This is a genomic window from Candidatus Woesearchaeota archaeon, from assembly GCA_027858315.1.
Classification (GTDB): Archaea; Nanobdellota; Nanobdellia; order Woesearchaeales; family UBA583; genus UBA583.
Genome location: JAQICV010000077.1, coordinates 51,981 through 78,642, shown reverse-complemented (window position 1 = coordinate 78,642; position 26,662 = coordinate 51,981). Strand labels below are relative to the sequence as shown.

Genomic DNA, 26,662 nt, shown 5'->3' with positions numbered 1-26,662 from the left:
AATAGATTTTTTTATTATTTTATAGAATTTTTTAATGTCTTTCTTTGATTCTTTGTTATATGTTAAGTTTTCTTTTTTAGAAAGATTTGAAATATAATATGTTAAAGCTTCCAAAAAATCTATATATGAATTTTCCCAATTTTTAGCAAGCATTTCTAACTTGTTTTTTGCATCATCAAATATCTTATTTTGTGAAAGGGAGATAATATCTTCTTTAAAGAATTCTTCATTTTTATTTTCTTTAATTATTCTTAATGAGTTTTTTTTAATTTCTTTAAGAGATGTTTTAGTCATAATTACTTTTAAATTTATTATTTTATAAATCTATAGTCACATGGATAAAAATTAATAGAATATTAAATAAGCTAAATCTTTTCCAAAAAGTATAAAAAGGAGTACTCTGTAGTAAATAATATGGGTGGACCTATTGCAAAAAGAAACACAATCGTTGACGAATTGAAAAATAAGTTGATAGAGAGTGCAGTAGCTTATGCAAAAGATAACATAGATAATTCTAAAAAAGAAATTGCTAATTATATTGAAAGTCGGCTAAAAAAAAACTTAGAAGAAAAAATTCGAAAGGAAGTAAAAAAATACTTATATTTAAGTACGAGCTTTTTATTATTTGTAGTTGGCGCATTATTTTTAATTTACGCACTAATTCAAATACTCATACATGTTTTAGTACTGCCTAACTTTATAGGCAATTTAATTTTTTCAGCACTATTATTATTATTAGGATTTATATTATATATAATTTCTAAGTAAAGTAAGATTTATAAAGTTATTATTTTTCTTTCTCTCTATGATGAGAACACACAATTGCGGACAATTAAGAATTTCTGATGATACTAAAAAAGTTACATTGGTAGGTTGGGCTCAAAGAATCAGAGACCACGGTGGAAAGAAGTTCATAGATTTAAGAGATAGATACGGGATTACTCAAATTGTATTTGATCCTGATGTTACAAAAGAATTTTCTGAAGTTGAAAATTTTAAAAGAGAATATTTAATTCAAATCGAAGGAATTGTAAGGCCAAGGCCTGAAGGAACAATTAATGAAAAACATGATTCTGGAAAAATCGAAATAATTACTAATTCATTTAAAGTTATAAGTAAATGTGAAACTTTACCTTTTCCAATTGATGTTGAAAATTCTGTAGATGTGAATGAAGATTTAAGATTAAAACACAGATATCTAGATTTAAGAAAAAAACCTATGTTAGAAGCACTTCAAGCAAGAGCTAAACTTTACAAAGCTATAAGAGATTATTTAACTGAAAAAGATTTTATCGAAGTAGAAACTCCAACTCTTGGAAAATCAACTCCTGAGGGTGCTAGAGATATGCTTGTACCATCAAGAAAATCTAAAGGAAATTTTTATGCTCTTCCTCAATCTCCTCAATTATTCAAACAACTACTAATGATTGCAGGTGTAGAAAAATATTATCAAATCGCTAGATGTTACAGGGATGAAGATTCCAGAAAAGATAGACAACTAGAATTCACTCAGTTGGATATGGAGTTGAGTTTTGTATCTCAAGCCGAATTATTCACACTAATGGAAGAACTACTCCAATATTCCTTCAAAGAAGCCTTTAATGTAGAAATTACTACTCCTTTTCACAAACTAACTTATGCTCAATCAATGGATAGATTTGGAAGTGATAAACCAGACTTAAGAATTAAAGGGATGGAATTAAAAGATATATCTGATATTGCAAAAGATTCAGGATTTAGTGTATTTGCAAACAATGTTAAATCAGGTGGACTTGTAAAAGGTCTAAATGTTTCAGGTGGAAGTGATAAATTTTCAAGAAAAGACATTGATAAATTAATTACATTTATTCAAAGCGATGGAGGAAAAGGTTTAGCATGGGTTAAAGTAACTTCAGAAGGACTTGAGAGTTCAATTACTAAATTTTTCACAGAAGAAGAATTAAAACAAATCCAAGATACTCTAGAAGCAAAAGTTGGTGATTTATTATTATTTGTTGCAGATACAGAAGATAAAACAAATACTCTTCTTGATTCACTAAGAAGACATTTAGCTAAGGAATTAGGATTAATTGATGAAAGCAAACATGAATTAGCTTGGATTGTAGATTTTCCAATGTTCCATTGGGACGAAGATGCTAAAGTAATTGAGAGTGAGCACAATCCTTTTACAATGTGTAATGAAGAATTCTTACCAATTCTAGAAGGAATTAAAGATAGAGACGATGCAATTGCTAAAAAAGATGAACTTGTAAAAATTACAACTGATTGCTACGATTTAGTTTTAGATGGAATTGAGATTGCATCTGGAGCAAGGCGTATTCATCTACCTGAAATTCAAAAGACTATTTTTGAAATAATTGGATTGACAAAAGAGAGAGTTGAAGAAAAATTCGGATGGTTTGTTGATGCATATAATTACTCTGCTCCTCCTCACAGAGGAATTGCGCCTGGGCTTGACAGAATAATCATGCTTTTACTTGGAAGAGATAATATTAGAGAAGTAATCACATTCCCTAAAAACAAAGTAGGTCTATGTCCTATGACAAATGCACCATCTCCTGTTGATGTTGAACAATTAAAAGATTTAGGATTAGGAGTTATTGGAGTTAAGAAAGACCAAGAACATGTAAAATTTCCTGAAAAGAAATTTTAATTAAATTTACAACATTTTTTCTAGTTTCAAAAACAAAACTTTAAATATTAAAAATTTTAGATTTTATTATGGAAAAAACTTATTTTATTAGTTTTGAAGGAATTGATGGTTGCGGAAAAGACACACAGCTTCAAGAACTAGCAAAAGCAATCAAAGAAGATGATAATTATCCTTTTGGTAACAAGTATTCAAATATTTGGATTACAAGAGAACCTTCTCACATGACTGAGTCAGGCAAAGAGATTGCAAGATTAATAAGGCAAAGAGATGTCTCAGCTAAGGAAGCTGCAGAGTTATATGTTCAAGATAGAAAAGAACACACTGTATTCATAAAAGATATTCTAAATCACTCTCACATCCTAACTTCAAGGTATGATGTATCAACATTAATTTATCAAATGACTCAAGGTATGAGTTTTGAAGAATTATATGAAATGCACAATTATGAAAAAGAAGAATGCATCTCGCCAGATTTCACAATAATATTTGAATTAGATGCTGATATTGCTTTCAAAAGAACTCAAAATCGAAATTCAGTTCAAGAATGTTTCGAGAAAATTGAATTTCAAAGAAAACTGGTAGACATTCAAAAAGAAGTAATAAAAAGACTTGAAGAAAAAGGAAGAAAAATAATAATTGTTAATGCAAACCAATCAATTAAAGAAGTAACTACTCAAATGCTTGAGAAATTAAATAATTCAATAAAGAACTCCTAGGGTTTACTGGTAAACTTTGAACTCACAATAAAATGGTATTAACAAAAAAAGATAATAACAATTCAAAATTGAATTATTGGAATCTTTTTTCCTCAATTTAAAATGGTATTGACAAAAAAAGACATTGACAATTTGAAATCAAATTCTCAGAGTCTTTCTTCCTCAAATTCTTTGACAAAAAAAGACATATTATACATAACAAAAATTGACTTTTATAATGAGATTAAAAAATATCAAAAAACTCTAAAACCAACAAAAGAAATAGAAGGATATGGCGCCTCAGCAATTGTCGGTGAGAAGAACTATCCTCAATTAAAAATTTATAATTCATCAAATGAAGACAAAGAAAGTTCATTTTTAAATACAAATAAAATAGTAAAACAAGACTATTCTCAAATAATAAAACACAAAGCAAAAAATATTCTAGGAAATACTAATAACATATATATCAAAAAAACAAACGATAAAGTTCTAAATCAAATTCAAGACATATACAAAGCAAGAAAAGAAGTAGAATTTACTTCAAAATTTGAATCTGAATTGAAATTTAACAAACCAATAATAAATAAACTCTCAGGAATACTAGGAACAAAAAATGAACTATTAAATGTAGAATTAAATGAAAATGCAAAAACCTCAAAGCAAATTGAGAAATATTCAACAGATGATACAAAATCAAAAGAAGCTATAATTAGTCTTTATGAAAAAGGTATAAATGAATCACAAATTATTAATCTTTTAACGCTAGGAAATTTTGGAGTAAATATAAATAAAAAAATAGTTCCAACAAGATGGGCAATAACTGCATATGACAAAACAATTGAAAATCATCTATACACAAAAATTCTCAAATATAAACTAATCAAAAATTATGAATTATATTTTCAAAAAGATAAAGGGAACTCATTTTTAATAATCTTACTTCCAGACACATACTCAGTAGAAAATTATGAATTTATGGTAAATTGGGAAGCTTCAGATTATGTAGGAATAACTAACAAATTAAAAAAATCTGAACCTTCTACTGCAGGAGGATTATTTGCAACTAAACTTGCAATAAACGAACATCTAAACAAAAGAAAAAAACAAGCTCAATATATTTGTCTAAGATTCATTGACAATTATGAAGTACCTCTTGGCGTAGTCTTTGTAAGAGAAACAATACGAGAAGCAATGAAAAACAAAAAATTCTCAACTTCAAATTTTATTGAATTAAAAGAATTCATAAAAAAAAACTATAACTTATTTAATGATTATTTTTTATCATCTCAAATACTAAAAGAAAAGAAAAATCAAAAAAAGATAAATGATTATTATTTTTAAGGATAAATATAAGTCTCATCAAAACTAATTTTTTCAGGAGTATCAAATTCAATACTTTTCACAATTTTATTTTCAAGTATAAATTCGAGTTTTAAATTCTCTTGAGTATTTATATCATAATCACTCACAAATATCATCATAACTACTTCATCTAATGAAATATATTCTTCCATAATTGATTCTCCCGTAATATATGTGATATTATAATCTTTAGTATTTGCAAATCCTTCAATGTATGTTAGACTTTGTTCATCCGAACCCTTTTTTAGATTTATACTAATATCTTCATTTTTAAAAGGCAAATTTCCATTTTCTAATTTTAACAATATATTTATTGTGTCCAAACCTCCATCAATTACTCCATCATCAGTATTAGTAGAATAAATCTGTAGGATTTTAATATCACTTTGAGTTTGATTATTTCCTATTATGTCTTCATCTGAAAAAGGATCAGAACCGCCTAAAAAAAATATACTTAAAATTAAAATAATAATTGAAAAAATTATCCAGAAGATATTAAAAATATTTATAAAAAGACTTATTTTAGATAAACTTTTTTTCTCATTACATTCAAAGAAATATTTCAAAGAAATTATTGTGAAAACTATTCCAATGATAATTAAAACTACAAAAATAATAGTCTTAAATAATATATTTGTAAAGAATATTTTTATTCCTAAATAAATAAATAACATTAATGTTCCTAAAAATGCTGTAAAAAAACTTTTCAAATTATGATTTGATATTTCATCATCCTTATTATTATATCCTAGTTCGGAATAAATTTGCTCAACAATATTAGCATTGTATCCATGATTAACCAAAATTTTTTTAATAACACCTTTTGAATATGTATCTTTATGTTTCAATATATACTCTTTAGCATTATTATAACTCATTTTTAATCTAAATCTGTTTTGAAAATTTTAATTAATTCATATAAAACATTTGAAGTATTAGAATATCCATATCTTTCTTCTTCAAATAAATAATGATGATCTAAATGACCCGATAAAATTTTTCTAATATCTTTTAGAGTTCTTAAAAAAACTTCAAATTTCATTTCTTCAGAATTAATTTTCAATTTATTCAAATCATCCATTAGAAAAATCAAATCCTCATCTTGCTTATCTAAAATTTCATACAAAACTCTCTCAAGTAAAAAAACATTCTTAAACTTTTCATAATTGTTAGAATCTACAAGTTTAATTGTGAAATTTGAAATCAAATATTTCAATTTTTCTTTCTCTCTAATCTCTTTTTTGAGGATAAGAAATATTTTTCTTAATTTATCTAGATCATGTAAAAATTCTTTGAAATCTTTACTTTCTAAAATCTTTTTTAAATCCTCATGTTTGCCTCTAGAATATAAATATATCAAATGATTTGTATCTTCTAAAACTCTCTCTTCATCATGTGAGATGTCCTTAATTATAACGCCCCAAAGTTTTGCTTCAACATTTTTTAATGTCAAAAGATAATGTGAGATTTTCTCTTTTTCATGAATTAATTTATTTTTTGGATTAAAATTAAACTGATTATAAATATTATTAACTATTCCCATACAATTTACATAAAGAAAGAGTTAATTAAAACTTTATACCTACTAAAAAGAAAAGAAAATAATTGTAAATCTTTATTTGTTATTTAAAATAATTTTATTTTCTGGATATGCTGCATTATAAATGTGAATATTTTCAAATAATTTCTCTCTAATTGGTTCGATAAATTTAATTATTTCTTCCGAGATGCCTTGTTTTAAATCAATTGAAGATAAATCTCCATTAATAAATGCCTCTTCAACTTTTTCATAATTTTCAAATTTAATTGCTCCTCCGAATTTATCTGGCCTATTTATTATAAATCCTCTTGATTCAAAATGAATTTTATGAAATAGAACATATTTTAACATAGGAAGTAAACCATTTCCATCAATAACTTTATCTTGACAGAATGCTTTATTTATTTTATTCCTAATTGTTTTATCAGAATCAAAAAAATCTATTTTTGATTCTGGTTCAGAAGAGGACATTTTTCCTGTTTTACCTAGTCCAGGAATTAAAGGATTCATTAGATGAATTCTTTTTTCGTAGTTTATTTTTGGCAAATTGTCTCTAGCAAACATGAATATTTTCCTTTGATCAAGCCCTCCAAATTGAGCATCAGCATTTAGATAGACTTCATCTAATGCTTGTAATAATGGGTATAGTAATCCACTTAATTTTGGATTTTCTGATTGCTTTACTACTTCTGCTCCAGATTTTTTGGAGTCCGAAAAAGAAGTAATGGCAGATAATTTATACAAGTCTAAGGTATAATCTTCTTTTAATTGGTATGAAGTCCCTTTAACAAATTTTAATTTTTTAGTGGAAACTCCTATTGAAATTAATAACTCAGTTATCAAAAATTTATAATATTCTGTTCTTGATTCTAATAAACCCCAAGTTGATTTCATACTATCAAGATACGCATGTAAGTCTGCAAATAATATAGTAACTTCACAATCAGCTTTTAAAAAATCAGCAATTTTATATAATGGAACTAAGTATCCAAAACTTGGACTACCGGTTGGTGCAGTCCCCCAGTAAATTTTCAAATCTCTTTTATCCAATATCTCTTTTATTTTTTCAATATCAACTACTTCTTGTAGATTACTAGTAATTAAGTTCAATTTCTCGTTCATAAATATATTATTTTTAAGTTGCTTTATATTATTTTCTAAACTTTATACAAAAATATTTAAATAAGTAATTTTTAATTGTTTTTAATGATATATAGTTCAACAATATTAGATACTGAATTTGGCGATGTAAAAATCAATTACCACGAATTTATTGAGGGAGATTGTATAAGCCTTATTTTCGGTGATTTAGATGAAATCAAGAAAGATACTGCCCTTGTTAGGCTTAGTTCTGCATGTTTATTTAGTCAGGCATTTCATACTGTAGATTGTGATTGTAATAAACAATTAGAATCTTCATTTGAATTAATGTCGAAAAAAGGAGGTATTATAATTTATATGGATCAAGAAGGTTGAGGTATTGGTTTAAAAAATAAAATTAAAAGTATGGAGTTTGAACGTGTAAATAATGTTGATACTGAAGTAGCCTTTGAAAATTTATTTGATAAACTAGATTATAGAAATTATGATATTGCAGGATATGTGTTGAAGGAGTTAGGTATAAAGAAAATAAAAATGATGACTAATAATCCTGATAAAATTAATGCAATTGTAAAACAAGGAATTAATGTTTTAGGGGATATGAAGCTAGATTATAATATTACTCCAAAAATACAAAAATATCTGAATGTAAAAAAAAATAAATTTAATCACAATATTCAAATATGAATAAAATCAATAATGAATTTAATCATAATATAATTATTGGAGATAAATTCAAGGAAGATCTCTCAAAGATATTTAAAAATTTAAATATATCTAACAGAGAAGTTTTGTTGTTTCTAGGAAGAAATTATTTTAAAGTTTCACAGCATTATCAAGAGTTTATTGATTTACAAGAAGATTGTTCTAATCAAATTTTAGAAATTATCTTTATTGATGAAAATCCTAAAGAAATAGAAACTCGTAAATTTATTAATAAGTATGAATATTTGATGAAGACTGTTTATCAATTGTGGAATTAAAATTAAAACAAATTAAAAAATTTGAAAATTTGAAATTTAATTTAAAAAATTTACCTAGACAAATTAATCATGGAGATTTTTTAACTCCTAATTGTTTTTTTAATTTTGAGGGCGATTTTAAATATTTGATTGATTTCGAGCATATTGTTTATACTTACAGAATTTACGATATAGTGAAAACTAGTTTGTTTTTATCAAGGGAAGAGGAATATGAGATTTCTAATAGTGGAAAGTATAATTTCGAAAAAATTATATATTTTATTAAAGAGTATATGATCTATAATCCTTTAATTTCTGCAGAGTTAGAATTAATTCCGTATTTAGTTCTTTTTATGTCTATTAAATCTGATTTGGTTCTATATGGAAATTATATTGCAAAAAATTCTAATGTTAGAGATTTCTTACCTAAAGGAAACATGTCATTTTATTATACTTGGTGGGAGAAAAATTATTTAAATTTAAAACAATCAATGGAAAAAGAATTCATCTAAAATTTTTTCAAATTTTTCAAAAAGTTTTCTAAATCTAAAGTAATTGGAGCTTCAACTTCAAATTCTTCACCTTCATAATTAAATTTTAAATATTTGGCATGTAAAAATTGTCTACTCAATCTATCTTCATACTTTCTATTAAGAAATGAATTACCATACATTTTATCTCCTAGTATAGCATGACCTAAAGATTTCATATGAACTCTAATTTGATGTGTAATGCCAGTTTTAATTTCTACTTCAACTAATGAGAATATATCTCCATCTTTATCTTCATACTCTTCAAGAACTTTGTATAAACTAAGACTCTTTTTAGTTTCCTTCTCAAATTTTTCAACAATACGCATCTTCTCATGAGAACCTTGAGGATTTCGAGTCATTAAAACTTCAACTTTTCCTTCCTTTTCTTCAAATTCTCCTACACACAAACAAACATATTTCTTAACAACATCTCTTTGTCTAAAGATTTCATTCAAATTTCTAATTGCAATCTCATTTTTTGCAACAGCTAAAAGTCCAGAAGTATCTTTGTCTAATCTGTGTGCATGAAAATATTCATAACTACTCTCATCACCAATTTTATTTTTATACCATGCAAGATGAAGTGAAAAAGATTTATCATCATGTTGGGCTCCTTGAACAACAACTCCTGCAATTTTATTAAAAATAATGAAATTATCATTCTCAAAAACAACTTCAATACCTAAATCTTCCATATTCTCTTGGTATTTCTTCTTTTCTCGAAGAGTTATATCATTTGGCCAAACTTTAAGAACATCTCCTTCTCTTAAAATATCATCTTGTTTAATCTTTTTCCCATTTATAGTAATTCTTTTATCTTTAATCAAATTAACAACTTTAAAAAATGGAATATCAATATTTTTCTTAATAAAATTTTTAGGTTTAACTCCGTCAAATTCTTTAGTAATATTTATTTCAATACTCATATAATAAAAATAATAGTCAAATTCTTATAAACATTTACTCTAAATACTCATATATCTTCGCTTTGCCAATTGTAATAAATCTTTGATTAAGAGACAATTTTTTAAGTTCCGATTTGGAAAAATCAATATACTCTTTGTTAACCATTTTTGAACCTGCAACAGGCATAATTTTAATAAGTTCTGTAATAAAAGCATAATAAAATGGAAATAATAAAACAAACAATACTACACTAACATAATTATATAATAGTGGAACATAAATCATCATTGTAAAAAATATTAACATAAATGTAATTACTCTAATCCTACCATATACTTTTGCAAACTCTCCGCTACCAAAACCTGACCCAATAATTGAAAAACCATACAAAATAATAAATACTGCAAAAATATATTGTGATGCAATAACATCAATTGAAAAATTTATCCTTGATGAAATAATTTGTATCCATGAAAAACCTGTAAAAATAATTAAGGCACCATTAGAAATAGCATTACCCACAGAAGTTCCTGATTCTTCTTGATATTTATCTGTAACAATACCAATAAATAAAATTGGTATTACAATCCAAAAAAAATTATTCTGATGAATCGACATTAAAAGCTCTTGAATAGTAATGATTGCCATATTTATAACTCAAATAGGTCTTTTTTTGTGATGCTTACATCGATATGTTTCTTTAATTCCAAAACTACTTCTTCTGCTTTAATTTTAAGCTCATCATATTTCACACCATTAATTTTAATTCCTTTTTTATGTTCTATACCTTTTGCAATTTTATAAAACTCTTCAATTATTTTCGAGTATTTTGCTAAAGGTTTATTTTTGAAAGTCTCTTTGAATATATGTGGCATCTCTTTTGGGGAAGGAGGCATTTTTTTCTCAACAATTAAAGAAGCATGCACCATATCAATGATTGCATAATACAAATCTAATACAGAGTCATCTAAATGTTTAGAAGTCTCTTCTAAAAGTGTTTGAGACCTCGCCATATAAGTATAAACTGTTTCTCTTGAAGGTTTAATTTTTCCAATTTCAAGCAAATATTGCATTGGAGCTATTATGTTTTTATCATAAAGTGGGATTCCGTATCTTAAAACATTAATAACTATAGGGTCTCCTTTCCTAACCATATCCCAATAATCACTAAAATTTACACTCATAAGATGAAGTTTATTGGGATATTTTGATGCAAGTTTTGAAACAATAATTCTATAAGCTTCTTTTAGTTCATCAGTCACAAAAACTGAAACATTATCTAGAATTATCATTAAATCTATATCTGAATCTTTATCTAGAGTATCATGAGTATTTGAACCAAAGATAACTATTGCCTTAACTAGATCATCCATTTCTAAAATAAGTTTTTTAGAAAAATCTCTAACAATTCTTAAATTTTCAATATGGTACTGTTCTTCATTATCATTTTTCTTTTTCTTTTGTTCAAAATCCATTTTAACAATTCACCTCAGGATTTTCTATATTTTTATTATTTTTGACTATATCCATTTTCATTAGTTAAGTTTTTTATTAAGTATTTCTAACTCAAGATTAGAAAGTTCAGTTAGTACATTCAACATGTGAGAATTTATATCTTTCATTTGTTTAACCTCAACATCTTTTTCAATCAGTCTCTCCTTTAACAAAAAAATTTCAAGCTCACTACTGTGGAGCTTTTCTTTAAGACTAGTAATATTACCTTTATTTTTTTTAACTTCTTCAATAGTTAAATTGAATTTATGGTGCTCTTCTAATATATTTGAGATCGCACTCTTAAGTTCCCTAATCTCTGCTTTCAAATCCAAATACTCTTTTTTTGATTCATTTTTATCAGTCTCAAGATTTGGAGTAATATTTTTAGCCTTAGAAATATGTTCTCTAACTTCATTTGATAAATTCTCAATAGTTTCTTTAATTTTTTTATGTTCTTTTAGAAATTCATCATAATTTTCATTAATTTTTGAAGATATTCTAATCATATCTTCTTTAACTTTAGAAAAACTATTTTTAACTCTAGAAAACTCTTGCGATAATTTCATATACTATTTAAAAGACTTTTAAATATAAAAAAAAGTATTACCTATAAAGTAAAAAATTAAATTAAAAATTAAATAATAGGTGATTTGCTAGAAATTTTGTATTTTAAAATTTCTTTTAATTTAGGATTGTAGCTAAAATCCAGTTGAATGCTACAACTTCAATTAAAAATAATGTAAATTTAAATCCTAAATTCATATTCTTAAAAATACTAGGCTTATCTTTTAGAGATTCATAGATTGAATATAAATTCAAAACAAATGAAAATATAATTAAGGAACCACCCCATTTCAACATATTTAAATCCATATCTTTAGCACCCAATAACAACAAAAACATAGCAATTATAAATGAGAAAAATGCACTCATAAGTATTAAAGGTCTAATAACTCCTCCTTCAATAAAATTCTCTTTTGAAAAATCTGCATCAGTCATTCCAAAAACATGTTTAGATTTTTTTTCAATTTTTTTTTCAGCTTTCATAGAACTACTTAAAGAATTTTGTTTTATAAATCTTTGTTTAAATTAAAATTGGATAAAAATTAAAGTAAAAATAAATAATCACTAAACGAAGATACTAAACATTTAATTAAAACTTTGAGTAAATTTATCTATGAAAGATAATATACTAAGTGAAATTAAAGAAGAAATTTCTTCAAATAAAAAAGTAAGGGTTGCAATTAATGGATTTGGAAGAATTGGAAGAATGATATTTAGAGCTGGATTTAATGATCCAAACATCGAATTTGTCGCAATTAATGATTTATCTGGAGCTGATGCAGCAAGATATTTCTTACAATATGATAGTGCACAAGGCCAATTCCCTACTAAAGTTGAAGTTGATGGTGAGTATCTAGTTGTAGGAGATAGAAGAGTTAAGGTTTTAGGAGAAAAAGATATAGAAAAACTACCTTGGAAAGACTTAGATATTGATGTTGTAGCTGAATGTACTGGAAGATTTGTAGACAGAGAACAAGTAGACATTCATATAAAAAATGGTGCAAAAAAAGTTGTAATCTCTGCACCAGGTAAAGGGGATGTATTTTATCTGGTTAGAGGAGTTAATGATGAAGAGTATAAAAATGAATTTAAGGTTGTATCAAATGGTTCTTGTACAACAAATTCTATGAGTGCAATAGTTAATGAATTATACAAAAAATATGGTATTGAAAAAGGAATGTTTGCAACGATTCATTCAGTAACTGGAGATCAAAGAATTTTAGACTCTGTACATCCAAAATTAAGAAGAGGAAGAGCAGCACCATTCAACATCGTTCCAACTTCAACAGGTGCAGCGCAAGCAGTAATTAAATTAATACCTGAATTAGAAGGCAAACTTCATGGAATTGCATATAGAGTTCCAACTATAACTGGGAGTATTACTGATTTGAATTTAGAATTGAAAAAAAATATAACAAAAGAAGAAATCAATTCATTCTTAAAAGAAATTTGTAGTACAAAACTCCATGGCATTGTCGAGTATAGTGAAGAAGAATTAGTATCTTCAGACATAATAGGAAATCCGCATTCAGGAGTAATTGATGCTCAAAGTACAGAAGTTGTTGGTAGAAATCTATTAAAACTTGCAGTATGGTATGATAATGAATATGGATTTTCAAATAGGATGATTGAAGTAATAAAACTAATCAGTAAGAAATAAATTTAATAAATAGAAACTTTCATTAATAAAATATGATAGACATAAATCCACTTCAAATCTTTTTGATTGTCTCTTTAGTTCTAATATTTCCAATAGGTTTATGGAATCAAAAAAGAATGGCAAAGGCAAAACAAAACTCAATGCAAAGTTACTCTTATAATCCAAATATGGGTGGAGATAATTTAAATGAGAATGAGAAAAAAGCTCAAGAGTACATTATTCAATACAAATCAACTTACTCTAAAGAATCAGTAAAAACAGGCCTTTTAAATATGGGTTTATCCGATTCAGAATCAGAATCTTATTTATCTAAATATTTTAATTAGATAAAAATTTAGAATTTATTTTTAAATATTGTAAATTATTCACTTACCAAAGTTTCTTTTAATAGATTTAAACCAATCGAGAATCTCTACAAAATCTTCTTCATTCATCTCTGGCCATAATTTTTTTGTAAAATATAATTCACTGTATTTGCTATCCCAAAGCATAAATCCTGAGATTCTTGGTGAATCTCCAGGTCTCACAATAATTTCAGGAGATTTAGAATCATTATAATAAATATTATTTTTAATAGTTTTTTCATCAACTTTCTCAAAATCTAAACTTCCATTAGAAATTTTCTCATAAATACTCTTAAAAGATCTTAAAATTTCTTTTTGTCCATCATAGTTTATTGCAATATTTACTCTGTATTTGAACTCTTGACCAATTTTTGCATTACATTTCTCGAACCTTTTTCTTAGATCTGAAACAAAAAGCTTAATTTTCCTCTCTTTCCTATCTTTTTCTTCCAATTCATCAATTTCACCTCTCAAACAAAGTTTAATTTTATGTTTGATAAAATACTCTTCTAAATCATCATCTTTAAAAAAATTTTGGATTAAGTCTCCTATAGGTCTCAAATCTTCTCCACGATTTTCATAATTATCAGTTGATAGGGCGTAAAACGATGTTTCAAATATATTATGTTTAACTTGATACTTAACAAAATTTAAAAATTGTTCCATTCCAGCTCTGTAAGCTTCCTTTTTGGATAAATTATACTTATCTCCATACCTACGATTTCCATCCATTATGAATCCAATATGATTAATCATATAATAACTATTAGCACAAATTTTATAAAGATTTTTCTCTACTCTATAAATATGCTTAAGAAACTCTGCATCATTTTTCTGATATTACTGTTTCCAATAGTTTCCAATGCAACCGATGTTACAGTGAAAGCTTTTGTCTATCAAGATTACACAATATATAATTATGCTATAGAGTTTCAAACTAATGATAGTATTTCAAAATTCTCAATAGAAAAACCAAAAGATGCTAAAATCGATTATGCAGTAGATAAGTTCGGGACAGTTAATTACGAATCTGTAGGAGATTTTTTCATTTTCAAACCAAAAGGGATTGAAGACAATTATTTTTTAATCAAATATAGGTCTGAAGACATATCCAATAATCTTTTCAAAGCAGATGCTTTTAGAACTTATTTATCTTTTGATTTCCCTGTTGACAATTTAATATTCAATCTTGAATTTAAAGACAACTTCGGGGAAGGGATAGACATTTTTCCTACAAATTTCTTATTAGATGAATCAGGAAGAGTAATATGGGATTTTGAATCTGTTGAAGAAGATTTATTATTTGTTGTAAATTTTAAAGACACAAAGTCCAATATTGAAACAGGATTTATTAATAGAGATTTAATATATCTCACCATCATCTTCATTTTACTTATTTTAGTTGTAAGTTTATTAATTTTATATAAAACTAAAATAAAAAATAAAACTTCTAAATCTAAAGTAAATGTGCAAGAAAATATTGTAGAGATTCGTCCAGAAGAAAAAATTAGTAATGAAGTTAATCTACCTCAAGAAGAGAATAGACAAACAATTGAAGAAATAGTTAAAAAGCATTTGACTGAGAACGAAAGTGAGGTATTATTACTTATTAAAGATAATGATGGGATTTCCCAATATGATATTCTAAACTATTTACCTAAATTAACTAAATCTAATTTAAGTAAAATTATTTCTAAACTACATGCAAGAAAAATTTTGAAAAGAATAAAAGTAGGAAAAGCAAATAAAATATATATTGGTGATAGAATAAAAAAAGAAGAAAATTAGGAACTAAGATTAATTCTAGTATCATAATCGGGATTTCCTTCATAAGTATTTCTATTAATAAAATCTTCATTATATACATAACCTGGAAGATAACAAAAACCAATAACATAAGGTTTAGTGCTCTTAGGAATACATTCTAGTCCCTCACTACATTCAACTTTCATGTATTGATTTTCACACATCTCTCCTTCTCCTGCATATAATCTTGGATCGGTATTAAGTTCTAATTCATCCATTCGAGGGATACACCCTGTAAATAATAATGAACCAATTAATAAAAAAATCATTAGAATTTTAGTATTATTCATATGAATCACAAAACTTATATCTTTATAAGTTTTTAGGGAATCTTTATTATAATGAAAGTTGCAGTCTTGTTTTCTGGTGGGAAAGATTCTAATTATGCTTTATACAAAGCTAATCAAAAAAATGAAGTTGTATGTCTTATAACTTTAGTATCTGAAAATAAAGAATCTTACATGTTTCAAACACAAGGAATTGATTTTGTAAAAGTACAATCACAAGCTTTAGGGATTCCAATAATTGAATATAAAACTAAAGGTGAAAAAGAAAAAGAATTAGAAGACCTACAATTAGCAATCGAGTTAGCAAAAGAACAATATAATATTGAAGGAGTTGTAACTGGTGCAATAAATTCTGCATACCAATCATCAAGAATTCAAACAATTTGTCAAAAATTAAATATCTGGTGTTTTAACCCATTATGGCAAAAAAATCAAGTAGATTTTTTATATGAATTATTAGAAAATAATTTCAAAATAATAATTGTAGGAATTTTTTCTTATCCTTTTGACAAATCTTACTTAGGAAGAATTCTTGATAAAAATCTAATTAAAGAATTAACGAAGTTAGAAAAAAAATATAAAATTAATCCTGCCGGGGAAGGTGGAGAACTTGAAACATTTGTTATAGATTCTCCTTTATTCAAAAAAGAGATAAAGTTATTGGATGTAGAAAAACATATGGATAGTGAAAATGCGGGAATTTTGGAAATTAAAGAAGTTAAATTGGTAGATAAATGAGAGAAGATATAAATTTAGAAGAAATAAGAAAAGTTATGAAAAAAGCTATTTTAAAAGGAGCTAAAATTGCAAAAAAAGGATTTTTATTGAAAGATAAAGGAGTATATTACAAGGATAAAGAAAAAAGAGATATTGTAACAATATATGACTTATTAATTGAAAAAGAAATTGTCAAAATTATTCAAAAGAAGTTTCCAAATCATAATATTTTAGCAGAAGAAGGATCTTCAGTTACTAATAATTCAGATTATACTTGGATAATAGACCCAATTGATGGTACAAGAAACTATTCTCGTGAAATTCCAATTTTTATGGTAACTATTGCATTTGCAAAGAAAAATGATGTTATTATGTGTTATTGTAATAATCCTGTAACTAAAGAATTATATTTTGCTCAAGAAGGAAAAGGTGCTTACTTTAATTCTAAAAGATTAAAAGTTTCAGATTTGAAACTTGAAAACTCAGATGTAATTTTATCTGGAGGAGAAAATAAATCATTAAAGAAAAAATTATTCTCCATCCTTTTAGATAATGAAATCACAATAAGAAATTATTATTCTCTAGTTTTTTCAACTGCATTAGTTGCTTCAGGAAGAGTTGATGCATTAATTTCAGCTAGTGCAAAACCATGGGATTACTGCTGTTATTTATTAGTTCTTGAAGCAGGAGGATGCGCAGTAGATTTTAAAGGTGAGAAATTTGATATAACAAAAAAAGAATTAGTTTTAACCAACTTAAAAAACCATAAATCCTTATTGAATTATTTAAAAATTCTCAAAAAATGAATAATATATTAATAGTTGATATGAATAAAGAAAAAAATTCTCTTCATCATGATGAATTTGTATTGCCAGTTAAAGAAATTGTTAAAACAAATTTCGATATAATTCATTTTTTAGAATTAAACGAACAAGTAATTTTAAAGTATGAAAAAGTTATCTTATGTGGTGTTGCTCTAAAAGATTTTGAATATTTAAATCACACTGAAATTTTTAATTGGATGAAAAACTATAAAGGATATATATTGGGAATTTGTGCTGGAGCTCAAATAATTGGAAAAATATTTGGAGCTGAATTGAAAGAGAAGCAGGAAATAGGTCTGGTTAAGATAAGTAAAGTCAAAGAAGACAGTATTTTAGAAAAAGTCTCTTTAAATGAAGTTTATGCTCTTCATAAATCATATTCAGAATTACCTCAAGGGTTTAATCTATTATTAGAAACTAAAATTCCTCAGTTGTTCTCAAATGGAAAAATTTATGCTTCATTATTTCACCCTGAGATAAGAAATAAGAAATTAATTGAGAATTTTATTAATTTTTAGAAACTACATTATGAAAAATTGGTCTAAAGAAAAAATATGACACTACAGTCATACAAAGTATAACTACTGCAAATGTTTGTAATGTTCTTGCTATTCCAATTGCATCAACAATATATGCTCCAAATAATGATGCTAAAAACATTGCAAAATATGACAATGAATAATATGTTCCAACAACTTCTCCTTCCATATCATGTTTTTCTGCAACACTGCTCATGAGAGACCAAGCTGTTACATTCCAGATACTTGATCCTAATCCATAAACGAATAAAATAATTGCAAGACTAGTTATTCCAGTTGCAAGTGGCATAAAGAGCATTGAAATACATACAATAAAAACTCCAAGCATTACTCCAAATTGTGCAGAAATACTATCGGCAATTCTTCCAAAGTAAAATTGGAACATATGTATGAAGGGCCCAATCCCCCAAAGTATTCCAAACCAATATACTGGAAGTCCTAAAGTTTTTACTACGAAAATAGGGAAAAATATTGTTATAATTTGCCCTTTTGCATTCATAGTCATTCCTAGAATTGCCATTCCTTGCAATCTTCTATATTTTAAAAAATCTGAAATCTCATATAATGGATTAAGATCTCTTAGTTTAATCTTAGTTTTACTCTTCTTTTTTTCAGGTATTAAAACTAATAACAAGATTGAGAGAATCATAAATACTATTGAGACTAAGAATATTGTTTTTGCTAAATGCCAGTCTGCAATAAATCCTGCAAGAATAGGAGCAATAATTGCTCCAATTGATCCAACACTAAAAAAAAACCTGTCCAAAACCCTCTCTTTTCTTTAATAATATCTTCAAATGCTCCAAGTGCAACAATTGAGACTGCCCCTGAACCAATTCCATCTATAAATCTAATAATGTAAACAAGAGTCCTATTATCAGTAAAATTGTAATATGTACTAAGGAAAAATATTTGCGCAATAATTCCATAAAAGATAATATTCTTTCTTCCAATTCTATCTGAAATCTTACCAATAATTGGAGAGAATAAGAATATAGCAAAACTAAGTATTGCAAAAAAATAAGTAATCTCTTTGTTACTCCATCCTGCTTCTAAAAAGATTAAAGAAAAAAAAAGGAACTATCATACCAACAGCAATTTGATGAGTTAATTGGAATGAAGCAAACATCAAAGCTACAGGGTTTTTCCTTATTAATTTATTAAACATATAATTTAGTTGTAGTTTTTGATTATAATTATTTATTGTTTTTAAAAGTGGTGCTAGTAGTTAACATTTTTAAACCAAAGATCAGAATTCTTATTATGGATGAGATGCAAGAGAGAAAAAAAATAGTTTTTCTAAGTTCATCTTTTGTAAATCTAGCACATTTATTTGCTCAAAATAATCCTGATTTTGATATTTTTTTAATACTTGATAGAAAATTTCCAGTAGATTTTGATGAGGAAATGGACAATTTCTACACTTATACTTTTGATAAAAATAAAACTTTTGAGAAGGACAAGGAAAAGTATTTTGACATGTTAGGAGTGTTCATTGATGGATTTGAACCTGATTTCATAATCACAAATAATTTCACAAAAATTCTTCCTCAAAGTTTTCTTGATTTTATGAAATTCAGAAATGCGCAAATTAACATTTTAAATATTCATCACGGTGACCTTAGAATTATAGAAAATTCAGAAATGAAATACAAAGGATTAGATCAAGATGTAAAACAGTTTTTAGATATGGAAGAGTTCTCATCAACAATTCATATAATTGAAAATTCAAGACCAGACGAAGGAAAACAATTATTTCAATCCCACCCAACAACATTAAAAGAATTAAAGCAAAAAGGGTTTTTACATAAGAAAGAAGAGATAATTAATTACAGATTAAGAAATGTAGTTCTAAGTTATCATGCAAGAACTAAAGTTTTAAAACATTTAAGAAAGATATTTGATGATTTAGAAGAATAATTACCAATATTTATTAATACAAATTTTTAGAAATATTTTATGATAGAAGTTGAGCTTAAAGCAAGAGTTGATAATAAACAAGAAATTCTTTCAAAATTTGAAGAATTAAATTTTCAATATATCAAAGAAGAAGAACAAGAAGACATAATCTTTCTAAAAAATGAATTCTTAGACTCTAAAGGTAAAATTAAAGACGGAGGAATAGTTTTTAGAATAAGAATCGTTAATAGTAAAAAAATATTTGAGATAAAAGAAATAGATAGGAATGTTGGAGGAGGAATAGAATATAAAATAGATATAGCGGATATGAGTTCTACTAAAAGAATTATTGAGAAACTAGGTTTTGAAGAGTTTTTCACAATAAAAAAACAAAGAGCATATTATCAATTTGAAGATTTCGAGATTGCTCTTGACAATGTGGATGGTTTAGGTGAATTTATCGAAGTCGAATTAATGGTAGAAGCTGACTCCCAAAAAGAAGAAGCAAAAAAGAGATGTTTATATTTATTAAAAAAATTAGGTCTTGAAGCTAACTTAGAAAAACAAAAATACGGAGATTTGATAATTGAGAAAAAGAACCTAAAAAGTTTTCATGATTTAAAAAATAATTAATTTGTTATCTTAATTCCTTCTTTCGAAAACAATAGTTCTTTAAATTTATCTAATTCTCCAGGAGTATGAATCATTCTAAAAATTAAATCAGTCAGTTGATTATCTCTAAACTCCTCTTTTTGAGTTTCTTTAATGAATGTTCCAAAGTCAACAAAAAAAGTCTCAATTCTCTCACCATCAAATTCAAAATTTTGATCTTGTTTTTTATAACATTCTCTAGCAATAAACATATATGAATTACCAATAACTTTTCCTCGTGAAGGAAATTTATAAAATTCAAGTATATCTTCTGATACATATCCACTCTCTTCTAGAAGTTCTCTTTTTGCACTATCAATTGGTTCTTCTCCTTGATCCATTCTTCCAGCAGGGATATTGGTAAACTTCCCAATATGAGGTTGTTCTTCTCTTTGCATAATGATTTTCCCTTGCCTAGTAATTGCAATAATTCTAACTGTTCCAGGTCTTTTAACTGCCTCAAAAGTTTTAAATGTCCCATCAAACATTTCTTGTTTCCATTGATATATCTCAAAAAGAACTCCTTTAAATACACATTTTGCATGTTCAGGTATTTTGCTCATAAAAATATTTAAGAATAAAGATTTATAAAATTTAGTTTTATGGATTGTACAATTTAAAAGCTCCTGCAACAATTAAAGGGAAAACTAAAGTTGCCTCAGATTCAACTTTTATTTTTTGAGCTTCAGGTTTAATCTTTCCCCAACTAACTGCTTCATCAATAGGTGCTCCGGCATTAGAACCTTCCATCTCTAAACCTGAATTAATATAAACAACATAATCTGCACCATCTCTAAACAAAGCAGCATTTGAAACAACATGTTTTGGAACACTACCTCCAATTGCAATAATTCCCATTTTTTCAGAATTCAAAGCTAAATCTGTAACTTCGACAATATAATCTGAAGTATCAATTTTAAAATCAGGATGATTCTTCTTAAAAAAATAAACCATATCTCCAAGGCTTCCATCTAAAAGTGCAGGACAAAAAAAAGGAATTTTATTTTTGTAAGACCAATATGAGAAACTATCTTCTTTTTTTTCTAAGTCTTGTAATTCCATCTCATATCCTAATTCATAAACAAACTCTTTAATTCCAATAATCTCATTTTTTTGTTTTTGTTTCTCATAGATTCTTTCTAAGAATTTAGTCATAAACTTTTCAAAGTATAGGTATATATCATTAGGAATAAATATATTTCCTGTACGATTAATTCCATCTTCCCTTAGTACATGTCCTGGAGCTCTAAAATCTCCTAGAACAAAAGGTTTTAAGCACTTAATAATATCTTCTTCAATAGCACCCGCACTAGTGACCATTACTTGAACCATATTATTCTTTGTAATATATTTGATTTGTTCTCTAACTCCACAAGTTCCCATATTGGAAGTAAAAGCAAAAAATATAGTTGCTTTATCTTTCCTCATATTTTTAATAATCTCTATAGATTGTGCAAGATTAGTTGCTTGAAAACCTGTATTGGCATAGGATTTCAAAAAATTTTCAAAATTAAATTCTTCTTCAAAATCGTAACCTCTAATTTCTGGCCATCCCTCTAATGTATTGGCTTTTTTTAATACATTATCTTTTGCCTTAGTTGTTTTTTTCATATTGATATCTTTAATTTTTTTAGTCATTTTTAATAAATTAGTTAATAATTTTTAGTAATTATAATTGAATAATGAGACTTTACCATCTATAATTATAACAAGAATAGCCTTTTCTAAAAACACTATTTATAGATTTCATATTAACAATTAATAATGTTTTATTTAAAAATATAAGTAAAGTAAATTGATTACTTCTCTTTATGGAATAAGAATACAACTCCAATAATAAACATAAATACTCCAATAACTAAAAATGCATATTTATTTGGCAATAAAAGTAATAATCCTGCAACACTTATTTTTCCAACAAAACTTCCAATATCTGTAGCTGTAGCATATATAGGATAGTACTTTTCCTCATCAGCTTTATGTTTCACATTGCTGAAGAAAAATGAATCTTGAAGTGGTTCTAAAAATGACATTGCAATGCTTGATACAACCATAAGTGATAAAGTTACATATATATTGTCAAATATAAACATAAGTCCTGCAATTATTGTAAGAGAAAAAAAACCTAAAATAAAAAATGGTTTAAATCCATATTTCTCCGAAAGTTTTCCAACCTCATATTCAAACAAAACGAGTGGAATAACAACAACAGATAAGAATACTCCAATGTATGCCTCTCCAAGACCACTATCTATAATGAAAAGAGGTATGTAAACAAAGAGTAGCGCCAACCAGATATATATACCTCCACTTATGATATAAGATAAAATCAATCTTTTATTTTTAATAAAATCTTTAATATTCTTAGTAATATTTGTATCGAAATTTTTTCTTTTCTTCTCAGGGAGTTTGATTTTCACTCTTAAGAGCATAAAAAGACCAATTAAAATAAATACTGACCCTACAAAAAATACTGAATTTATTCCGTATTCAACTAGGAAGAATCCTGCAATTAAAGGACCAACTAACCATCCAACATTTGATAAGGAATACATTAATCCTTCATCTTCATTAAGTTCTTTATTTTTTGATTCATCTCGAAATAGAATATCAAAACTATCTATTTTAAATACGGTTCCAATTGAAATTATCATCGCAAGAAAAATGAAAATATATAAATTTGGGAAAAATGGAATCATTGTATAAGCAATAATTTGAACAATAATACTAATAATTAAAATCTTCAATTCATTATATTTTTCAAGAATAGGTGTTGAGAAAAATGCAGTAATCAAGGATATTATTACCAAGAAAGCTGAAATGAATCCTATCATTGAATCACTTATCCCAAATCTAGTCATATAAATTATCCAAATAGTGTTAATTCCTGAGACACCAAATGCCGCAACAAGTCTTGAAATAGATAGTTGTGTAGTTTTCTTAAATTTTTTCCTAAATGGAAGATACATATGAAACATAATAATTAATTCTCAAATGTCTTTATAAACTTTCTATATATATAGAAATAGTAAAGCTTTATAAATGGAATAAAATTCATAATTTGTATGGTTGAAAATACTACTTTGGTACCTGTTGATGACTATTTAACAGCAGGAGTACACATTGGAACTAAGTATAAAAACGGATTTACTGACAAGTTCATTATAAGATCAAGACCTGATGGGTTAAAAATCTTAAACACTGATGATGTTGATAGTAGACTAAAAGTTTTAATTAATTTACTTTCAAGATATGATCCTTCTGAATTTGTAATTATGGGAAGAAGAGAAAATGCAAAAAAGCCTCTACAAATGTTTGCAAAATTAATTGGTTGTGACATCTTTACTGGAAGATACCTTCCAGGTAAATTAACAAATGTATCTCTTGAAGATTTCAAAGAATATAAAGTTGTAATTGTATGTGACCCTTTAACTGATAAAAACATTTTAAGTGAAGCATTTGAACAAGGAATTATTACAGTTGGATTCTGTGATACTAACAATAGAACTTCAAAATTAGATTTAGTTGTTCCTATTAATAATAAAGGTAAAAAATCTTTAGGTTTAGCATTTATGCTTCTTGCAAAACACTATTTATCAAATAGAGGCATTATTAAGGAAAAAGATTTCAAGTACACACTAGATGATTTTAGTGATGAGTAAATCCAACATTTTTTTTATGTGGCCATAGTGTAGTCTGGTCTATCATCAGGCGTTTGGGACGCTTGGACCGCGGTTCAAATCCGCGTGGCCACGTTTTCGTAATTCTAATTGAATAAGATTTGAAGAGAGTTCAAACTATTTTTATGAAGTAAAAATTGTTGTGTAGTAAAATTTCTCGTACTTTGTTTTAACAATGTTCCAGAAATTATTTCAAAGAAAAATTTCTCGTATCCGTATGGCCACATTTTCATAATTCTAAATTGAGAAAAAGTATAGAAGTTGTGTGTTTATTATATTAAAAATTAGAATAAATTAAAATTTTATTTACCTGTACTTCCCCATCCTCCAGATCCTCTCTCGGAGTTCATATCAAGTTCTTTTACTTCTTCAACATCAACATGTGGACAATATAGTAAGAAACCTTGCGCAATCCCTTTAGATTGAGGATAAATCCTATAATTATCTTCAAAGCCCTTTAATTTCTCTGCAAATTTCTCTTTAATTTCTTCATCAGGGAATTCTGAAAAAATAATCAATTTATTTGTTGTATTATTCAGTGGAGTTTTAATCTCTCCCCTATATCCACTGTCTATTACTCCTGCTCTAGTAGAAATCCCTTTGGACCCTGAACCTGACCTCTCAACGATATAAAAAACCCAATCTCTTGGGAATTCTGTTGAAATACCTAATGGAACTAAATAAATATCTCCTGGATATGAGAACTTTGGATCTTCATCAAAACATCCATACAAATCAAAACATGCATCTTCAACTCTCTTAGAAGGCATTGTAGCATTCTCTCTTAATAGCTTTATCTTTAAAAAAGGTTTTTCCATTTTTTACAATTTTTTTGTTAAAAATGTACCGAACAAATCTTCGATTTGTGACTGCACATAACTAAATTAAGATTAAAAAGTATTATAAATCTTATCTTTTGAAAAATAATTATGAAGAATAATCATGAATCAAAATATGCTCCTGATGGTAGACCAATTAAAGATTCAATGTTTAAAATTAATAAAGATTCAAATCATGGTTTAACTATTAAGATAATTTTTGGTACTCTAATTACTTTAGCAGTTATTTATTTTATGATAAGTCCTAAATTGGCAATGATTTTGGGCCAAGGGTTATTTTATCTTGTATTAATAATATTCTTAGGCTACATGAAAATTAGACAAATAGATGATACCTTTAATGATAATAAAGGAAGTAATCCCTTAGATATTGAATCAGATGATGAAATAGATGAAATCTTAGATCAATATGATGATGAATCTGATTTTGATCAAAAAAAAGCAGATAAATTAATTGAAGAATTTAATAAATAATTAAAAATTAACTAGATATTAAAATAAATAGTTAAAAAAGATTATAAATATAATTCTTGGATACATATCATGGATAATTTTGAGGAACCAAAATATGGAATTGATGGAAAACCAATTAGAAATTCTATTCTTGGTTTTGAAAAGAGTAAGGAAACTTTACCTTTTAAATTTATGTTAATTTTAATAATAATTTTATTTGGTGTTAATTTCTATTTAAAAAGTGGTATGATTTCATATTTGATGCAATCATTGATATGGATTTTAATTATTAGTTATTATGTCTATCATAAAAAAAATAAAAATAATCAATCATCTCAAATCTCAAAATATGATTCTTCTTATGATGAGGATTTAATTGATGAGTATAAATGATTATTTATTTTTAACGACAAGTATTACTCTATCTTTTTTTTGAGAATCAGGATATTGGGTTGCAATAATATCTTTTTCTAAAATTTCATAACCTATATGTTCTAAAATCTCAATAGTTTCTTTAATACTTTTTGGTCTCTTATCTGAGAAATAATCAGGCAAACCATGTTCTACAACATTATTTATGAAAATTAGTCCATCTTTTTTAACAAAACTCTTCAAAATTAATAAAAACAATTTATAATCAACATAATTCAATACTTGAGAAATAATAACAAAATCAAATTTATTGCTAGTATTTTTTACTTCTTTAAAATACTTAAATGTTTCTTGTTGAAGAGTTATTAATGAATCGCCTTCAATCTCTTTTAAGTCGCAGTAAATAGGTTTAACCAATTCAGAATTATTAAATTTAGGGAGCCATTTTAATACATGTCTATCATTTTCCCAATAACAAATATTTTTGTTTGGAAAATTCTTAGTTGTAATAAGTGGGTTAAAAAAAGGTCCAATCTCTAGTATGGCATTACAAACACCATTCCTGTATTTATAAATAAAAGGAAGTAGTAACTCACTACCTCCAACCATTCTTTTTCTGGCATCTAAATCAAAATCTATTCCATGTGGGTCATCTTTCAAAGGCCAACCTGGCCATTCATAATTTTGATCAAACCACTCTTCATTCATAGTTTTTAGAATAATTTCTATTTATATGTCTATTTATTTCAATAATTGTCAATAATTTTTTAAATTAGCT

General features: G+C 26.3%; 34 protein-coding genes, 1 tRNA gene and 1 pseudogene. 19 read left to right on the top strand and 17 right to left on the bottom strand.

The features are described 5' to 3' along the window. Positions 1-294, bottom strand: a 294-nt coding sequence (locus PF569_07755) for a hypothetical protein (GenBank protein ID MDA3856125.1), incomplete at its 3' end; no start/stop codon positions are given. A 120-nt stretch (positions 295-414) separates the two neighbouring features. Here PF569_07755 and PF569_07750 point away from each other — a divergent pair. From PF569_07750 to PF569_07735, 4 genes are all read left to right on the top strand, one after another. Next, the gene (locus tag PF569_07750; protein MDA3856124.1) at positions 415-768 is read left to right on the top strand and encodes a hypothetical protein; all 354 of its coding nucleotides are present in this window, start codon (positions 415-417) and stop codon (positions 766-768) included. 37 nt (positions 769-805) lie between these two features. Next, entirely contained in the window at positions 806-2,653 is a 1,848-nt protein-coding gene (gene aspS, locus PF569_07745; protein MDA3856123.1) for an aspartate--tRNA ligase, read from the top strand. Positions 2,654-2,721: 68 nt separating this feature from the next. Further along, the gene (gene tmk / locus PF569_07740; protein MDA3856122.1) at positions 2,722-3,369 is read left to right on the top strand and encodes a dTMP kinase; all 648 of its coding nucleotides are present in this window, start codon (positions 2,722-2,724) and stop codon (positions 3,367-3,369) included. A 102-nt stretch (positions 3,370-3,471) separates the two neighbouring features. Next, positions 3,472-4,692, top strand: coding sequence for a hypothetical protein (locus PF569_07735; protein MDA3856121.1), 1,221 nt, complete (start codon positions 3,472-3,474; stop codon positions 4,690-4,692). On the opposite strand, the gene PF569_07730 is transcribed toward PF569_07735, so the two are convergent. From PF569_07730 to PF569_07720, 3 genes are all read right to left on the bottom strand, one after another. Then, positions 4,689-5,591 carry a hypothetical protein gene (locus tag PF569_07730; GenBank protein MDA3856120.1) on the bottom strand — a complete coding sequence of 301 codons (903 nt, stop codon included), beginning with the start codon at positions 5,589-5,591 and terminating at the stop codon, positions 4,689-4,691. The genes PF569_07735 and PF569_07730 overlap by 4 nt on opposite strands. Positions 5,592-5,593: 2 nt before the next feature. Then, a complete protein-coding gene (locus tag PF569_07725) occupies positions 5,594-6,256 on the bottom strand; it encodes a hypothetical protein (protein MDA3856119.1) in 663 nt (220 codons plus the stop codon). 72 nt (positions 6,257-6,328) lie between these two features. Next, positions 6,329-7,375, bottom strand: a complete 1,047-nt coding sequence (locus PF569_07720; protein MDA3856118.1) for a tyrosine--tRNA ligase — start codon at positions 7,373-7,375, stop codon at positions 6,329-6,331. 84 nt (positions 7,376-7,459) lie between these two features. Between PF569_07720 and PF569_07715 the strand changes: the two are divergent. The 3 genes and pseudogenes from PF569_07715 to PF569_07705 all read left to right on the top strand — a co-directional run bounded on the left by PF569_07715 (position 7,460) and on the right by PF569_07705 (position 8,828). Next, positions 7,460-8,041: pseudogene (locus PF569_07715) on the top strand (hypothetical protein). After that, positions 8,038-8,337: a hypothetical protein gene (locus PF569_07710; GenBank protein ID MDA3856117.1), complete on the top strand. Its 300-nt coding sequence runs from the start codon at positions 8,038-8,040 to the stop codon at positions 8,335-8,337. The pseudogene PF569_07715 and the gene PF569_07710 overlap by 4 nt, the downstream one beginning before the upstream one ends. After that, entirely contained in the window at positions 8,328-8,828 is a 501-nt protein-coding gene (locus PF569_07705; protein MDA3856116.1) for a phosphotransferase, read from the top strand. The genes PF569_07710 and PF569_07705 overlap by 10 nt, the downstream gene beginning before the upstream one ends. Here PF569_07705 and PF569_07700 read toward each other — a convergent pair. From PF569_07700 to PF569_07680, 5 genes are all read right to left on the bottom strand, one after another. Then, positions 8,825-9,775 (bottom strand): RluA family pseudouridine synthase, encoded by a 951-nt coding sequence (locus PF569_07700; protein MDA3856115.1) that lies wholly within the window; start codon positions 9,773-9,775, stop codon positions 8,825-8,827. The genes PF569_07705 and PF569_07700 overlap by 4 nt on opposite strands. A gap of 34 nt (positions 9,776-9,809) precedes the next feature. After that, positions 9,810-10,403 (bottom strand): hypothetical protein, encoded by a 594-nt coding sequence (locus tag PF569_07695; protein MDA3856114.1) that lies wholly within the window; start codon positions 10,401-10,403, stop codon positions 9,810-9,812. A gap of 2 nt (positions 10,404-10,405) precedes the next feature. Beyond that, positions 10,406-11,230 carry a nucleotidyltransferase domain-containing protein gene (locus tag PF569_07690; GenBank protein MDA3856113.1) on the bottom strand — a complete coding sequence of 275 codons (825 nt, stop codon included), beginning with the start codon at positions 11,228-11,230 and terminating at the stop codon, positions 10,406-10,408. Positions 11,231-11,290: 60 nt separating this feature from the next. Next, entirely contained in the window at positions 11,291-11,815 is a 525-nt protein-coding gene (locus PF569_07685) for a hypothetical protein (GenBank protein ID MDA3856112.1), read from the bottom strand. Positions 11,816-11,930: 115 nt separating this feature from the next. Continuing rightward, a complete protein-coding gene (locus PF569_07680; protein ID MDA3856111.1) occupies positions 11,931-12,296 on the bottom strand; it encodes a hypothetical protein in 366 nt (121 codons plus the stop codon). Between the two features lie 130 nt (positions 12,297-12,426). Here PF569_07680 and gap point away from each other — a divergent pair, with 130 nt between their 5' ends. Both gap and PF569_07670 read left to right on the top strand, forming a co-directional pair. Then, entirely contained in the window at positions 12,427-13,473 is a 1,047-nt protein-coding gene (gene gap / locus PF569_07675; protein ID MDA3856110.1) for a type I glyceraldehyde-3-phosphate dehydrogenase, read from the top strand. 32 nt (positions 13,474-13,505) lie between these two features. Continuing rightward, positions 13,506-13,799, top strand: coding sequence for a hypothetical protein (locus PF569_07670; GenBank protein MDA3856109.1), 294 nt, complete (start codon positions 13,506-13,508; stop codon positions 13,797-13,799). A 39-nt stretch (positions 13,800-13,838) separates the two neighbouring features. On the opposite strand, the gene uppS is transcribed toward PF569_07670, so the two are convergent. Further along, positions 13,839-14,573, bottom strand: a complete 735-nt coding sequence (gene uppS, locus PF569_07665; GenBank protein ID MDA3856108.1) for a polyprenyl diphosphate synthase — start codon at positions 14,571-14,573, stop codon at positions 13,839-13,841. A gap of 123 nt (positions 14,574-14,696) precedes the next feature. On the opposite strand from uppS, the gene PF569_07660 reads away from it, so the two are divergent. Further along, positions 14,697-15,605, top strand: a complete 909-nt coding sequence (locus tag PF569_07660) for a hypothetical protein (GenBank protein MDA3856107.1) — start codon at positions 14,697-14,699, stop codon at positions 15,603-15,605. Here PF569_07660 and PF569_07655 read toward each other — a convergent pair. Beyond that, a complete protein-coding gene (locus PF569_07655; protein MDA3856106.1) occupies positions 15,602-15,913 on the bottom strand; it encodes a hypothetical protein in 312 nt (103 codons plus the stop codon). The genes PF569_07660 and PF569_07655 overlap by 4 nt on opposite strands. 51 nt (positions 15,914-15,964) lie before the next feature. Here PF569_07655 and PF569_07650 point away from each other — a divergent pair, with 51 nt between their 5' ends. Genes PF569_07650 through PF569_07640 form a run of 3 tightly spaced genes read left to right on the top strand, consistent with a single transcriptional unit; the run spans position 15,965 to position 17,969 of the window. Beyond that, positions 15,965-16,648 carry a TIGR00289 family protein gene (locus PF569_07650; protein MDA3856105.1) on the top strand — a complete coding sequence of 228 codons (684 nt, stop codon included), beginning with the start codon at positions 15,965-15,967 and terminating at the stop codon, positions 16,646-16,648. After that, complete coding sequence (locus PF569_07645) at positions 16,645-17,433, top strand: inositol monophosphatase (GenBank protein MDA3856104.1); 789 nt, start codon at positions 16,645-16,647, stop codon at positions 17,431-17,433. The genes PF569_07650 and PF569_07645 overlap by 4 nt, the downstream gene beginning before the upstream one ends. Beyond that, a complete protein-coding gene (locus PF569_07640) occupies positions 17,430-17,969 on the top strand; it encodes a hypothetical protein (protein ID MDA3856103.1) in 540 nt (179 codons plus the stop codon). The genes PF569_07645 and PF569_07640 overlap by 4 nt, the downstream gene beginning before the upstream one ends. Here the strand turns inward: PF569_07640 and PF569_07635 are convergent. Continuing rightward, on the bottom strand, positions 17,959-18,756 hold the full coding sequence (locus PF569_07635; protein ID MDA3856102.1) for an MFS transporter: 798 nt from the start codon (positions 18,754-18,756) through the stop codon (positions 17,959-17,961). The genes PF569_07640 and PF569_07635 overlap by 11 nt on opposite strands. 497 nt (positions 18,757-19,253) lie before the next feature. Between PF569_07635 and PF569_07630 the strand changes: the two genes are divergently transcribed. Together PF569_07630 and cyaB are read left to right on the top strand one after the other, a co-directional pair. Further along, complete coding sequence (locus PF569_07630; GenBank protein ID MDA3856101.1) at positions 19,254-19,910, top strand: hypothetical protein; 657 nt, start codon at positions 19,254-19,256, stop codon at positions 19,908-19,910. A gap of 39 nt (positions 19,911-19,949) precedes the next feature. Further along, entirely contained in the window at positions 19,950-20,522 is a 573-nt protein-coding gene (gene cyaB, locus PF569_07625) for a class IV adenylate cyclase (GenBank protein MDA3856100.1), read from the top strand. Here cyaB and PF569_07620 read toward each other — a convergent pair. The 3 genes from PF569_07620 to PF569_07610 all read right to left on the bottom strand — a co-directional run bounded on the left by PF569_07620 (position 20,519) and on the right by PF569_07610 (position 23,518). Next, a complete protein-coding gene (locus PF569_07620; protein MDA3856099.1) occupies positions 20,519-21,103 on the bottom strand; it encodes an NUDIX hydrolase in 585 nt (194 codons plus the stop codon). The genes cyaB and PF569_07620 overlap by 4 nt on opposite strands. A 37-nt stretch (positions 21,104-21,140) precedes the next feature. Beyond that, entirely contained in the window at positions 21,141-22,178 is a 1,038-nt protein-coding gene (locus PF569_07615) for a deoxyhypusine synthase (protein MDA3856098.1), read from the bottom strand. 161 nt (positions 22,179-22,339) lie between these two features. After that, positions 22,340-23,518, bottom strand: a complete 1,179-nt coding sequence (locus PF569_07610; GenBank protein ID MDA3856097.1) for an MFS transporter — start codon at positions 23,516-23,518, stop codon at positions 22,340-22,342. Positions 23,519-23,605: 87 nt separating this feature from the next. On the opposite strand from PF569_07610, the gene PF569_07605 reads away from it, so the two are divergent. Together PF569_07605 and PF569_07600 are read left to right on the top strand one after the other, a co-directional pair. Next, the gene (locus tag PF569_07605; protein MDA3856096.1) at positions 23,606-24,202 is read left to right on the top strand and encodes a 30S ribosomal protein S2; all 597 of its coding nucleotides are present in this window, start codon (positions 23,606-23,608) and stop codon (positions 24,200-24,202) included. Positions 24,203-24,220: 18 nt separating this feature from the next. Further along, positions 24,221-24,295 (top strand) — tRNA-Pro (locus tag PF569_07600). A gap of 227 nt (positions 24,296-24,522) precedes the next feature. Here PF569_07600 and PF569_07595 read toward each other — a convergent pair. Continuing rightward, a complete protein-coding gene (locus PF569_07595) occupies positions 24,523-25,038 on the bottom strand; it encodes a dUTP pyrophosphatase (protein ID MDA3856095.1) in 516 nt (171 codons plus the stop codon). A 111-nt stretch (positions 25,039-25,149) separates the two neighbouring features. On the opposite strand from PF569_07595, the gene PF569_07590 reads away from it, so the two are divergent. Together PF569_07590 and PF569_07585 are read left to right on the top strand one after the other, a co-directional pair. After that, a complete protein-coding gene (locus tag PF569_07590) occupies positions 25,150-25,533 on the top strand; it encodes a hypothetical protein (protein ID MDA3856094.1) in 384 nt (127 codons plus the stop codon). A gap of 69 nt (positions 25,534-25,602) precedes the next feature. Then, positions 25,603-25,905, top strand: coding sequence for a hypothetical protein (locus PF569_07585; GenBank protein MDA3856093.1), 303 nt, complete (start codon positions 25,603-25,605; stop codon positions 25,903-25,905). Here PF569_07585 and PF569_07580 read toward each other — a convergent pair whose 3' ends face one another. Continuing rightward, positions 25,906-26,592 (bottom strand): hypothetical protein, encoded by a 687-nt coding sequence (locus tag PF569_07580; protein MDA3856092.1) that lies wholly within the window; start codon positions 26,590-26,592, stop codon positions 25,906-25,908. Positions 26,593-26,662 lie beyond the last annotated feature (70 nt).